This is a genomic window from Flavobacterium sp. 90 (assembly GCF_004339525.1).
Classification (GTDB): Bacteria; Bacteroidota; Bacteroidia; order Flavobacteriales; family Flavobacteriaceae; genus Flavobacterium.
This window is the reverse complement of record NZ_SMGE01000001.1, coordinates 1,413,988-1,426,620: the sequence shown is the minus strand read 5'-3', so window position 1 is coordinate 1,426,620 and position 12,633 is coordinate 1,413,988. Positions and strand designations below refer to the sequence as shown.

General features: G+C 32.2%; 12 protein-coding genes. 7 read left to right on the top strand and 5 right to left on the bottom strand.

The window, feature by feature from the left end; genetic code table 11:
* Positions 1-96 precede the first annotated feature (96 nt).
* Together C8C83_RS05675 and C8C83_RS05670 are read right to left on the bottom strand one after the other, a co-directional pair.
* Positions 97-909 (bottom strand): ferritin-like domain-containing protein, encoded by an 813-nt coding sequence (locus C8C83_RS05675; protein ID WP_121326889.1) that lies wholly within the window; start codon positions 907-909, stop codon positions 97-99.
* Between the two features lie 26 nt (positions 910-935).
* Positions 936-1,685 carry a ferritin-like domain-containing protein gene (locus C8C83_RS05670; protein ID WP_121326887.1) on the bottom strand — a complete coding sequence of 250 codons (750 nt, stop codon included), beginning with the start codon at positions 1,683-1,685 and terminating at the stop codon, positions 936-938.
* A gap of 511 nt (positions 1,686-2,196) precedes the next feature.
* Here C8C83_RS05670 and C8C83_RS05665 point away from each other — a divergent pair.
* A complete protein-coding gene (locus tag C8C83_RS05665) occupies positions 2,197-3,222 on the top strand; it encodes a LacI family DNA-binding transcriptional regulator (RefSeq protein WP_121326885.1) in 1,026 nt (341 codons plus the stop codon).
* A gap of 48 nt (positions 3,223-3,270) precedes the next feature.
* Here C8C83_RS05665 and C8C83_RS05660 read toward each other — a convergent pair whose 3' ends face one another.
* From C8C83_RS05660 to polA, 3 genes are read right to left on the bottom strand one after another with little or no spacing between them, the layout of a single operon-like run.
* Positions 3,271-4,386 carry a hypothetical protein gene (locus tag C8C83_RS05660; RefSeq protein ID WP_121326883.1) on the bottom strand — a complete coding sequence of 372 codons (1,116 nt, stop codon included), beginning with the start codon at positions 4,384-4,386 and terminating at the stop codon, positions 3,271-3,273.
* A gap of 4 nt (positions 4,387-4,390) precedes the next feature.
* Positions 4,391-4,906 (bottom strand): DUF2004 domain-containing protein, encoded by a 516-nt coding sequence (locus C8C83_RS05655; RefSeq protein ID WP_121326881.1) that lies wholly within the window; start codon positions 4,904-4,906, stop codon positions 4,391-4,393.
* Positions 4,907-4,924: 18 nt separating this feature from the next.
* Entirely contained in the window at positions 4,925-7,765 is a 2,841-nt protein-coding gene (gene polA / locus C8C83_RS05650) for a DNA polymerase I (RefSeq protein ID WP_121326879.1), read from the bottom strand.
* 421 nt (positions 7,766-8,186) lie between these two features.
* Here polA and C8C83_RS05645 point away from each other — a divergent pair, with 421 nt between their 5' ends.
* The 6 genes from C8C83_RS05645 (at position 8,187) to C8C83_RS05620 (ending at position 12,571) form a co-directional block, all read left to right on the top strand.
* A complete protein-coding gene (locus C8C83_RS05645) occupies positions 8,187-8,408 on the top strand; it encodes a hypothetical protein (protein ID WP_121326877.1) in 222 nt (73 codons plus the stop codon).
* A 52-nt stretch (positions 8,409-8,460) separates the two neighbouring features.
* A complete protein-coding gene (locus C8C83_RS05640; protein WP_121326874.1) occupies positions 8,461-8,652 on the top strand; it encodes a hypothetical protein in 192 nt (63 codons plus the stop codon).
* 191 nt (positions 8,653-8,843) lie between these two features.
* A complete protein-coding gene (locus tag C8C83_RS05635; RefSeq protein ID WP_121329961.1) occupies positions 8,844-9,518 on the top strand; it encodes a response regulator transcription factor in 675 nt (224 codons plus the stop codon).
* Between the two features lie 10 nt (positions 9,519-9,528).
* Positions 9,529-10,866, top strand: a complete 1,338-nt coding sequence (locus C8C83_RS05630) for a HAMP domain-containing sensor histidine kinase (RefSeq protein ID WP_233566010.1) — start codon at positions 9,529-9,531, stop codon at positions 10,864-10,866.
* A 107-nt stretch (positions 10,867-10,973) separates the two neighbouring features.
* Complete coding sequence (locus C8C83_RS05625; RefSeq protein ID WP_089353114.1) at positions 10,974-11,159, top strand: hypothetical protein; 186 nt, start codon at positions 10,974-10,976, stop codon at positions 11,157-11,159.
* A 176-nt stretch (positions 11,160-11,335) separates the two neighbouring features.
* Positions 11,336-12,571: a metallophosphoesterase gene (locus C8C83_RS05620; protein ID WP_121326870.1), complete on the top strand. Its 1,236-nt coding sequence runs from the start codon at positions 11,336-11,338 to the stop codon at positions 12,569-12,571.
* The last annotated feature ends 62 nt before the right edge of the window (positions 12,572-12,633 follow it).

Genomic DNA, 12,633 nt, shown 5'->3' with positions numbered 1-12,633 from the left:
CTGAAAATCAAGGGGTCAGTTTTATATTTAAAACAATAAAAAAAAACCACCTTCACAATAACGCGAAGGTGGTTCAATATTTAAAATTGTTTTTACTTAAACAATAAATAAATTTGCAATATCTACAACTTGTTGTGTTGTAAGTGGCTCATCATAAGCTTCTGATCCTGCTGCAGCTCCAAATGAGGCTGCGGTGTTAAATCCTGCCTGAACAGTAACTCCTTCACCATTATAAACAGCTTGCGTTGCAGTTGGCATTCCTGCGCCTCTTTCGTCATTAGAGATCCATCCTTTTAATCCGCGTAAGCGTCGAACTTCAGATGCATGACGTGCTTCTACAGAATGAATTTGTAATGCAGCAGTTAATAAGTCCGGTGCAGAAATTAAATTTGCAGCCTGACCTTTGTATGCTCTTACACCTGTATCTTCAAAGGCTTGCGCCAATGCCAGAAAGGTTGGATAGTCTCCAAAAGGATCAAATGCGCCGCCAACAGTAAAGTCAAATGTTGGTTTTGCAACAAAGTTAGCACTCATAGTTCCGCCCAAACCTGCGATTAAAAATTTAACGTGATCAGATTCGTGTGCAGCTATTTGTTGAAAAACTTTTAAATCTCGTCCTCCATTTTCTGATGCAGGAATTACTCCTGAATCTAATGCCATGGCATAAAATTCGTTTTCAAGGTATTCTAAAGTTAAAGCAAATTGCAAAGCTCCAATTGGAGTAGCCGGTGTTGCAGTAATATCTTTTGCTAATGCTTTATTTGCGAAAGTTGATAATCCAAAAGGAATCGCTGCGATTGCCAATGTTTTTCCAATATTTCCAAACTGATTAAAACTGTCTCTTCTTGATCCAGTGCTTCTCATTAAGCTATCATCAGTAAATGTTTCTATAAATTTTAAAATATTCATAATTTCTAAGTTTTAGCTAGTTAAGATTAAGGTAAATATTTGGCAGTGAATTTTGTAGTAATGAAACCTCCGGCAATCGGTAGAATTTTAGAAGGATCTTTCGCAACATCTAAACCTGTAGAAGTATTTATGACATCATCACCAGCAAAGTCGCTTGAATTCGGATTAATTAAGCTTCTTATCGCTGAAGCGTGTCTTGCTTCAACTGAAACAATTTTTCCGGCTAATAGTAAATAGTCGGCACTTTTAATCAATTTTCCAGCTCCGTTATAAGCGGCAACTCCAGTATCTTCAAGAGCTTTTGCTGTTGCAAGAACATCAGTACGGCTATTAAAGTTCAGAGCGCCATAATTAAAAGCTAGTGTAGGTAGCAATTGTGCGCTTGGATTTGGAAGTGCTCCTGATAAGGCAGCTTTAAAAAAGTCTCTGTGAATTACTTCATGATGATACAAATCAGTTAGAACCTGACGTTCGATATCATTAAAAGTGCTATTAAAGTTTGAAGAGTTTACAACTTTAGTATAAAAGTCGGCTTCTAGTTGTTCAAGAGCATAAGCATAAGTTAATACTCCAAAATCTCCAGAACCTAAATCAAAAATACCATTTCTAACTCCTGGTAATGACGTGTCTTCTGGTGCGGGGTCATTATCATCATTGTTGCTACAACCGGCTATTACCAGACCTGCGCCTGCTAATGCCAAGCCGCTGAGCTTTAAGAAGCTCCTTCTGTTATTCAATGAGCGGTCAACTTCATGAATTTTAACTTCGTTTTTCATAATTTAATTCTTTAAAGTGTTATTAATAGTAATTATAATTATTCCGTAAATAGATATAAACGAGATTATAGAGGAAGTGGTTTTGGTTTTTTGCTTTTTTTTAAGATTATTTTTGCTTTTTTAATTAAAGATAAGTAATTACTTCATAATTAATTAAAATAAAGGTGTAAAATTCTATTAATAAGATGATTAGGAGATTTTGTTAGAAGTATTTTTAATAAAAAAAGCTTAATTATTAAGGTCTAAGCCATTGTAGGTAATTTTTTATTTTTTTTAAACAGAAACAATAAAGGTAAGTAATTTCTTTAAAATAAATATTGTTATATGAGGTCTTTTGTATAATATAATTTCGAATTCAGCCTTTTTTATGAATATTTAAAAGAATACTATATAAAGTAGAAATCGCAATATTTTAAAAAGACCTTATAAATTCAAATACTGGTAGGTGTTTTTTGTTTTATTTTAGGTAATTCTACTATATTTGTATTAATTACATAAAAATTATTATTAAATGAAAGCTAAAGCAACTCTAAAGCAAATTGCGAAAGAACTAGGTGTTTCTGTATCGACGGTGTCTAAGGCATTAAACGATAGCCCGGAAATTAGTGAGCAAACGAAGGTGAAGATTAAGGAGTATGCCAAACTCAAAAATTATAAACCCAATGTTATTGGTCTTAATTTAAAGAATCGTAAGACGAAAACAATTGGTGTAATTATACCTAATATATTAAACTCCTTTTTTGCTAAGGTTTTTAGTGGTATCGAAAAAGTAGCCGATAAAAAAGGATATAATGTAATTACGTGTATTTCTAATGAATCTCTGGAAAAAGAAATTCACACACTTGAAATGTTAAGCAACGGAACAATTGACGGATTTATTCTTTCAGTTTCAGAAGAAGCGCAAAAATTACAGGATTACAGTCATTTCTCTGCTATTATTAGCGATGGAACTCCAATTGTAATGTTTGATCGTATTGCTGATGAAGTAGAATGTGATAAAGTTGTGGTAGATGATTTTGATTCTGCTTTAAATTCAACACAGCATTTAATTGATTTAGGATGTAAAAATATTGCTTTGATTTCTTCTGTAGATAATTTAAGCGTTGGAAAATTAAGAGCCGATGGATATTTGAAAGCTTTGGCAGATAACAATATTCCGGTAAACGAAAAAATTATCCTTCGTACCGATTCAGAAGATGATATGAAAGCTAAAATTGATGCAATTTTCGACAATAAAATTGATGCGATTTTTGCTTTAGACGAAAATGATTCAGTTGCTGCTTTACGCGTAAGTTTGAAAAAAGGATATAAAGTTCCGGAAGATATTTCGATTATAGGTTTTGCCGACGGTATTTTAGCTTCAAGACGTTTGTCACCAAGTTTAACAACTGTAAGTCAACACGGAATTGAAATTGGAGAAGTAGCTGCTAAACAATTAATCAAACGTTTAGAAGAATCTGAAGAAGAAACTTCTGATTACGAAACCATCGTTATCAAAACAAAATTGAAAGAACGAGAATCGACAAGAAAAAAATAAGAGTTATAAAAAAATCCATCAGCCGCGGCTGATGGATTTTTTTTATTATTATAAGGAGTAAGGGAATTTTGGATTCTTGTACTTTTTTAATTTTTCAAACGGAATCAAAAAAGATTCTTCACAAGATCTTGCCGCTCTGTAAAAGATTGGTGTGAATTCTATGCCTTTTTCGGTATAATTCCAGGATGGAAAATCCCAATATTCTTCATTGGTATAATCGCAAGGATCTTCATCGTCATTTTTTGGTTTTTCGAAATGAAATTCTGAATTAAGCACAGCAAGTAATTTAGGAGCAAAGTAAGTACTTCTATAAGTGGAATAACTCGAGAAATCACTTTCTTCTTCTGTTGTGGCACTTTTATCAAAAGCTAATATATCGTCAATTTTATAGCTTTTTCCGTTATTTAAGTCAATTAAAAAACCGCTGCTTCCAAAATCAGGATGAGCGCCTCCGCAGTAATAAGAACTCGAAATTTCAAAACCTAATAAATTTGAATTCAAAAAGTTTACAATTGCGTTTCCTTCGATTCCTTTTCCTTCGCTGTATTCAAAAGAAGATGAACAATTTAATTGATCCAATGTATTTTGAATGTGAATTTTTTCCAAAATAGGATTTATAACAGATTTGTTTTTCTCTGAAAAGTTATTTCCTATCCTGAAAAATTCTGAATCACAATGTTTCTCAGAATACCAAACAAATTCTTTGTTGTTATAAACGGTTGTTTTCTGCTTTTTAAACTCTAAAAAATTACACTTTACACGATTTAATTTTTCATCATAATAGTATCTATCCAAATTTGCTCTGTAATTAGAGAAATCAACGGGATGCAACTGTACCGCAAATTGAGTTCCTTTGGTATTATACCAAGATCCTTCAAAGTTATTATTTGCAGATTTTTTCAGATAAAACTTTTCGGTAATTATATCGTTCGGTTTAAAAAAGAAAGTGAAAAGATTACTTTTTAAATTTCCTTCTAATTTAATGTCCTTTAATGAATTCTGATAAAAATAAGTCGCGCTTAGACTTGTTTCATTATCGGATTTGTAAACTTCAATTTTCATGAATATTTTACTTTTAGCCAGGTTTCCTTCTAAATAATAGGTCTCCTGACTAAATGTAATTAATGATTGAAATACAAAAAAGAATACAATTATTTTTTTCATGATTTTAACTTTCCCAAGCAATATGGTCTAAATCTCCTTTTTCATTTGTTTTAACTACTAAAAGTTGATCGCAAGGTCTTCCATCAATATCTATAGAATAATCAAATGCAGCATAATATTCTGCACCATATTTTTCATCAGGATAAAGTCCGATTCTATTTAATTTTAATTCATTAAAAAGTAGTATTTCTTTTGAAGTGCTTAAATCATTGGTGTTTATAATATTTGATATTTCATCTTGATCAAGCTCTTCAAAATAATAGTTTAGATATTCCAATGTTTCACCATCTCCTTCTTCTTTTAAATCATTTTCAATATAAAATTTGTTTTGTTTGTCAAATTTTTCAATGTTTTCCAGAAAGGTTTTGATAGTCTCAATTTCACTTGGATCAATAATGTTATTTTTAAAATTTAAATCGATACTTATTTTTCTTCCGTTTAAATTGATCTCAACAAAATAATATTCTTTCAATTCTTGAGAATTGATTTGTTCGAAGTGCGGCAAATTAAAGTTTGTCATTTTTAAATTTTAAAATTATTAATGCGCTGCTAACCAATCTTTACCCAAGCCAAGTTCAACTTCTAAAGGAACTGCCATTGTAAAAGCATTTTCCATTTCGTGTTTGATCATTGGCTGGATTTTTTCTAATTCGTCGTTATGCACATCAAACACAAGCTCATCATGAACCTGAAGTAACATTCTTGATTTCCAGTTTTCTTCTTTTAATTTTTTGTGGATGTTGATCATTGCGATTTTAATCACATCGGCAGCACTTCCCTGAATTGGCGCATTTACAGCATTTCGTTCAGCAGCACTTCTAACTACAGCATTTGCCGAGTTAATATCTTTTAAATAACGACGACGACCCAGAATTGTTTGTACATATCCTTTTTCGCGTGCAAACTCAATTTGCTCATTAATATAAGATCTAAGTCTTGGATATGTTTTGTAATAAGCTTCGATCAAAGCAGCGCTTTCGCTACGAGATAACGAAGTTTGATTGCTTAAACCAAAAGCAGAAACACCATATATAATACCGAAGTTTACCGTTTTGGCATTGCTTCTTTGTTCGCGTGAAACTTCGTCCAAAGGAACATCAAAAACTTTTGCAGCTGTAGCTTTGTGAATGTCTTCTCCGTTTTTGAAAGCGGCAATCATATTTTCTTCTCCGCTTAAAGCGGCAATAATTCTTAATTCGATTTGTGAGTAATCGGCAGAGATTAAAGTATAGTTTTCATCGCGTGCAACAAAGGCTTTACGAATCTGACGACCTCTTTCGGTACGAATTGGAATATTTTGCAAGTTTGGATTGTTAGAACTCAAACGTCCTGTAGCGGCAACAGTTTGCATGTAATCCGTATGAACACGCAATGTTTTCTTGTCAACTTGTTCCGGCAAAGCCAAGATATAAGTGCTTTGGAGTTTCACCATTTGGCGCCAATCCAGAATTTCTTTGACAATTGGATTATCATTGGCTAAATAAGTCAAAACTTCTTCGCCAGTTGCATATTGACCGGTTTTAGTTTTCTTTTGTTTTGCTCCGCCAATTTTCATTTTATCAAAAAGAATATCACCTAATTGTTTTGGAGAAGCAAGGTTGAATTTCTCACCGGCAGTCTCGTATATTTTTTGTTCCAAAGATTTAATCTCAACGTCCATTTCTTTAGACATCGCTTTTAGAAAGTCAACATCCAGACGAATTCCTTCGGTTTCCATTGCAGCCAAAACACTTACTAACGGAATTTCGATGTCATCAAATAACTTTTTGGTTTCTGTTTTGTCTAATTCGGTGGTGAAAATTTCTTTTAATTGCAATGTTACATCAGCATCTTCTGCGGCGTATTCCTTGATGTCTTCAAGAGGAACATCGCGCATTGTGATTTGATTTTTTCCTTTTTTGCCAATTAATGTTTCAATTGATTTTGGAGAGTATTTTAAATAGGTTTCAGATAAAATATCCATATTATGACGCATATCCGGATTAATTAGATAATGCGCAATCATAGTGTCAAAAAGTTTTCCTTTTACAATTACACCATAATTAGAAAGGATTTTTAAATCGTATTTTAAATTCTGACCGATTTTCTCGATATTTTCATTTTCAAAAAACGGTTTGAATTTATCGACTAAAATCTGAGCTTCTTCCTGACTTTCCGGAAACGGAACATAAAATGCTTTTCCTTTTTCATAAGAAAACGACATTCCAACTAATTCAGCGTGTAAAGCATCTAAACCAGTTGTTTCAGTATCAAAACAAACAGAAGTTTGGTTTTGTAAATTCTGCAAAAGCAGTTTTATTCCTAAATCGCCTTGAATTGCCTGGTAAGAATGCGGAGTATTTTCTAAAGTATTATAAAAAGAAGTTCTTGGAGTTTCTGAATCTTCTTCTGTTGAGCCACCTCCAAAAAGGTCAAATTGATCTTCATTTTTAGGTTGTGGTTTCTTGTATAATTTTGCATCAGAAGCTTGAGCTGTATTTGCTGTTTCGCTTCCGGCTTTAAAAAGATTGTCAAATTGTTCTGCCATTCTTCTGAATTCTAATTCATTAAAAATAGCATCAGTTTTCTCAATATCAGGACGTGTTAATTCGTAATCGCTTTCATTAAAGGTAACTGGACAATCTAATAAAATAGTAGCTAATGTTTTAGAAAGTAATCCTTTCTCTTTGTTAGCTTCAATATTCTCTTTCATTTTTCCTTTTAGCTTATCTGTATTTGCCAAAAGGTTTTCCATAGTGCCATATTCTTTAAGAAGTTTTTTTGCAGTTACTTCACCAACTCCCGGAAGACCAGGAATATTATCGGCAGCATCACCCATCATTCCAAGAAAATCAATTACTTGTTCCGGACGATCGATTTCAAATTTTGCCAAGACTTCAGGAACACCCCAGATTTCAATTCCGTTACCCATACGAGCCGGTTTGTACATAAAGATATTCTCAGAAACTAACTGAGCAAAATCCTTATCAGGAGTTACCATAAAAACTTTATAGTTTTCTTTTTCAGCTTGTTTCGCAATTGTTCCAATCAAATCATCGGCTTCAAAGCCTGATACTTCAATAATTGGAATGTGCATGGCTTTTAAAAGTTCTTGTATATAAGGTACCGCAATTTTTATTGCATCTGGCGTAACGTCACGATTTGCTTTGTATTCAGGGAATATCTCGTTACGTAATTGACTTCCGCCTTTATCAAAAGCTACTGCCAAATGATCTGGTTTTTCACGTTTAATAACATCCAAAAGCGAATTCATGAATCCCATGATCGCTGATGTATCCATTCCTTTAGAGTTAATTCGCGGATTTTTTATGAAGGCATAATAACCACGAAATATTAAAGCGTAAGCATCGAGAAGAAAAAGACGTTTTTGAGTTGACATAAAAAAAAATATTAGTCTGTAAAAATAATCAATTGGGTTTTAAAAACGATTCGGTTCTGAAAAATAAACACAAATTTAAAATGAGAATTGTTTTTCATCCTATATGTAGAGGCGCACAGCAGTGCGTCTATGGTTTAGAATGTTTTTTTTACCATACAAGTTATATAAGTTCATTTCAGTAGAGGCGCACAGCAGTGCGTCTATGGTTTAGAAGGATTTTATTAGAATGAGATTTTAAATTAATTTGTTTGTATTCTATAAAAGACGCACTGCTGTGCGTCTCTACGTGGTAGAAAAATTCCAGAATCGTTAATGTCAAGTTAAAATATTTAGATGAGGGGTTTTCTTCATTTTGTCTTCATATTACAGGGGTAAATTTGATCTGTAAAATAAAAGGTATTAATATAAAAATTTAGAAATCATGAGAAATTTTTTGATGTTACTAGTAGCGGTTTTAGGAACAAGTGTTATGGTTAATGCATTTCCTGCAAAAGGGACCAAACCGGCTCAGGCTAAAGAAGTAAAAGCAACTCCTGTAAAAGAGGTTAAAGCGACAAAAGAGCCTAAAAAAAAATCTGATAAAAAAGCAAAATCAGAAAAAACAGCAGCTCCAAAAGTAGAAGCTACTAAAGCGAAAAAATAAAAAACATTAAATACAATAAAAATAAAAGGCAATTAATTTAAATTTAAAAGTTATGAAAAATCTAGTAATGTTACTCGTAGCAGTTTTAGGAACAAGTGCAATGGTTAGTGCACAAACAACTCCAACTCAGGCAGCTCCTGCAAAAGAAGTTAAAGCAACAAAGCATCACAAACACAGTACTGATAAAAAAGCAAAATCAGCAAAAACTGAGGCTCCAAAAGCAGATGCAACTAAAATGAAATAATAGAAGTTGTTTTTGTTTTGCTTTCGAAGAATTGTAAAGGAGGCAAAACAGAAGTAATGATTATGGAGAATGCGGTTGAGAAAAGCTGGTAAAGAAATTTATCAGCTTTTTTTGATTCGTTAATTTTTTAATAATGCGTAACATGGCTTTTTATAATTACTTAAATTTAGTTGCGCTTAAAAGCTGTTTTTATGAATATTTTGATTGTTGAAGATAATAGAGAACTCGCCGTAGAGGTTTACGATTTTTTGTGTAACGGAGGTTATGTCTGCAAAATAGCGCATAATTGTGCTGATGCTCTCGAGGAAGTAAGTAGTAATGATTATGATGCCATGTTATTGGATCTTGGTTTGCCTGATGGCGACGGATTTGAGGTTTTGAAAACAGTTCGAAAAACCAAATCAAAAATGGCAGTAATTGTTCTGACAGCGCGAGGAGAATTAGATGACAGAATAAATGGTTTGCATCTTGGGGCAGATGATTATTTGACAAAACCGTTTGCTTTGACAGAACTTAGTGCGCGATTGTTTGCTGTCATTCGCAGGATTCATGGCTTTACTTTGAATAATTTAAGTATTCATGGATTTTTGCTGCAACTTCAGGATTATAAAGTAAGTTATGACGAAATTCCAATAAACCTTACCAAAAAAGAGTTTGATATTTTTCAATATTTGGTTTTGAATAAAAATAGAGTAATTACAAGATTGCAATTAACAGAGCATATTTGGGGAGATATTCTGGAAGTAAACTCAGATTCTAATTTTATAGATGTTCACGTTCGGAATCTTAGAAAAAAACTAGACAAGCACACTGCAATTGATTGGTTTGAAACCGTGAGAAATGTTGGATATCGTATTAATGAATAAATAAAGAACTGTGAAAATAAAACACCAATTAGCCATTTTTAATGCTCTGACACGATTGTTGGTTATTTTAATTTTATGGTTAATGCTGCCTATTTTGGTGGAAAATGTGGTTTATAGACACATCAACAATGGATTGCTGGAAAAGAAACATAAGTTTATCGAGCATTTGGATAAAAATGAAATCGATGATTTTATCGAAAATCCAGACGATTCAACTGAAACTTACTCTCAGTTTTCTACGCTTCACAGTGAGTTTTTAGTACTTTCAAGATCTCCAATAAAACCCAATCAGAAGAAAGCGGTTTTTAGTAATGATTTCAGGATTATCGAAGGCGAAGAAAATGAATACAGGATTCTACAATATCATTTTACTTATGAAAATCAAGGATATCAACTCGAAATAGGAAGTAGTCTTAGCGAAGTAAATGATCTTACTTTTATAATTCGGTTTTTTATAATTATTGTTTTTGTGGTGATTCTGTTGATTACCTTTTTGGCAGATACTTTTTACATTGAATTTCTATTAAAGCCTTTTTATAAAATTATCGATACAAAAATAAGGCGTGTAAATGAACCGGAATCTTTTGATCATACACCAATAAAAGCAACATCCAGAGATTTTAGAGAATTGGATTTTGTTTTAAATCAAATGATGGATCGGATTACAGAGCTTTTTAAAAAAGAAAAACAATTTATTTCGAATGTTTCTCATGAACTTCTTACGCCAATTGCGTTGCTTAAAAATAAGTTCGAGAATTTACTCCAAAATAGTTCTTTAGACGATAATGCATTTGATAAAATTGCAGGTTCTCTAAAAACATTGGATATGTTAAAAAAAATCATCAATAACTTATTGTTGATTTCCCGAATTGAAAACAATCAGTACGAAGCAAATGAAGAAATTAATTTTCATGAAATCATTTCGGATTTGCAGGAAGATTTACAAGATCGAATTGACGATCGCGAAATACAGTTTCTAAACAAAATGCAGCACGATTATATCTTTACAGGAAATAAAACTTTAATTCATATTCTGATTTATAATTTGGTGACAAATGCTATAAAATATAATAAACCCCAAGGTAGTATTATAATTGAAGATGGTTTCCTGGAACATCGATATTTTATTTCCATTACTGATTCTGGAATTGGAATGAATGCTTCTCAGATAGAAAACATATTCAATAGATTTGCCAGAATTAGTTCAGATCAGGATGGTCAGGGCTTGGGGCTTGCTATTGCTGAGAGTATTGCTTCTTTTCATCATATCGAAATCAAAGTTACTTCGCAAATAAATGAAGGAACTACGTTTATGTTATTGCTTCCGGAAGCTGTAAAACACAATTAAAAGTTAATTTTTCAGGGTTGGTCCAATCTTCATTTAATCTTCATTTACTGATTATATCTTTGAGGTATAATAAATGAAAATAATAATAATCATAAAATCTTCAAATCATGAAAAAATTAGTAATGTTAGCAGTAGCGGTTCTAGGAACAACTGCAATGGTAAGCGCTCAAACAACTCCAGCTCAAACAACTCCGGCAAAAGAAGCTAAAGCTCCTAAAAAAGACAAAAAAGCTGATAAAAAAGCTAAAAAAGCGGAAGCTGCTAAACCAGAAGCTGCAAAAGCTCAAAAATAAAACAACGTTGGTTTACCCTGTAAACCTGTTGTGGATTATTAAAGGTTTTGAAAAATTTGGTAGAGAAAAAGCTGGTAGAGTAATCTATCAGCTTTTTACATTTATTGAGTTAAATTTTTGATAATAAAAAGCTATAAAATTTTCATTATTTGTTACTTTGCTTAAAACTATAACTAATGATAATTCGTTTTGTAATTCTCTGTGCTCTTTTTTTGTTTATTGAGTTCTATTCTTATCAAGCCATTCGTACTTTAATCAAACTAAGATGGGTTTTGGTTAGCTATCAAATTATAAGTTTACTGCTTTTAATTTTTATCATTTACTCTTTCATGCAATTCGATCGTTCTGTTGGACAAACTAAGCAAACCATGTTTACAATGGGTTTGGTGTTATTGGTTTACGTTCCAAAAATTGTAATTACTTTAGTTTTATTAGGTGAAGATGTTTTTAGATTAGGAGCGGGAGCAATTAATTATTTTATAGACAATCCAAGTAATACAAGTGTTTTTCCTTCGAGGAGAAAATTTATTAGTCAAATAGGTTTAGGTTTGGCGGCAGTTCCTTTTTTATCTTTAATTTACGGAATATTTGAAGGGAAATATAATTTTAAAGTTATCAAACAAACGGTATTTTTTCCAGATTTACCGGATGCTTTTGATGGTTTTAGAATTACTCAGATTTCAGATGTTCACAGTGGAAGTTTCGATAATCCTGAAAAAATAAATTATGCCATTGATCTGATTAACGAGCAAGAGGCAGATATGATTTTATTTACCGGTGATATTGTGAATACGCATGCCAAAGAAATGCATCCGTGGTTAGATACTTTTAAGAGAATAAAAGATTATAAATACGGGAAATTTTCGGTTTTAGGGAATCACGATTACGGAGAATATGTTACCTGGCCTTCTGAGAAAGAAAAAGATGAAAATTTCAAAGAAATTAAAAGCCTTTACGGTCAAATAGGATTTAATCTTTTGTTGAATGAGCATACTTACATTCAAAAAGGAGATGACAAAATTGCACTAATTGGAGTAGAGAATTGGGGACAAAATTTCAAGAAGGCAGGAGATTTAAATAAAGCTTCGCAAAATGTGCATCAGGATGATTTTAAGGTGTTAATGAGTCATGATCCAAGTCATTGGGAATACGAGATTAAAAATCATCCTAAAAACTTTCATTTAACGCTGTCAGGACACACACATGGCATGCAATTTGGAATTGAAATTCCAGGATATTTTAAATGGAGTCTGGCGCAATATATCTATAAACAATGGGCTGGTCTGTATGAAAATGTAGGAAGATATGTTTATGTAAACCGAGGTTTTGGTTTTCATGCTTATCCGGGTCGAGTAGGTATTATGCCCGAAATAACGGTGATTGAACTAAAAAAAGGGAACAATGTGGCTTAATTCGTTAAAAATGCTACATTTGTATATAATTATCTCTTTTTAACAGAATAATAAAGAATTAA

Excerpts from the sequence above, each read along its gene's own strand:
- C8C83_RS05675 (WP_121326889.1), bottom strand. The coding sequence starts at position 909 with ATGAATATTTTAAAATTTATAGAAACATTTACTGATGATAGCTTAATG.
- C8C83_RS05670 (WP_121326887.1), bottom strand. The coding sequence starts at position 1,685 with ATGAAAAACGAAGTTAAAATTCATGAAGTTGACCGCTCATTGAATAAC.
- C8C83_RS05665 (WP_121326885.1), top strand. The coding sequence starts at position 2,197 with ATGAAAGCTAAAGCAACTCTAAAGCAAATTGCGAAAGAACTAGGTGTT.
- C8C83_RS05660 (WP_121326883.1), bottom strand. The coding sequence starts at position 4,386 with ATGAAAAAAATAATTGTATTCTTTTTTGTATTTCAATCATTAATTACA.
- C8C83_RS05655 (WP_121326881.1), bottom strand. The coding sequence starts at position 4,906 with ATGACAAACTTTAATTTGCCGCACTTCGAACAAATCAATTCTCAAGAA.
- polA (WP_121326879.1), bottom strand. The coding sequence starts at position 7,765 with ATGTCAACTCAAAAACGTCTTTTTCTTCTCGATGCTTACGCTTTAATA.
- C8C83_RS05645 (WP_121326877.1), top strand. The coding sequence starts at position 8,187 with ATGAGAAATTTTTTGATGTTACTAGTAGCGGTTTTAGGAACAAGTGTT.
- C8C83_RS05640 (WP_121326874.1), top strand. The coding sequence starts at position 8,461 with ATGAAAAATCTAGTAATGTTACTCGTAGCAGTTTTAGGAACAAGTGCA.
- C8C83_RS05635 (WP_121329961.1), top strand. The coding sequence starts at position 8,844 with ATGAATATTTTGATTGTTGAAGATAATAGAGAACTCGCCGTAGAGGTT.
- C8C83_RS05625 (WP_089353114.1), top strand. The coding sequence starts at position 10,974 with ATGAAAAAATTAGTAATGTTAGCAGTAGCGGTTCTAGGAACAACTGCA.
- C8C83_RS05620 (WP_121326870.1), top strand. The coding sequence starts at position 11,336 with ATGATAATTCGTTTTGTAATTCTCTGTGCTCTTTTTTTGTTTATTGAG.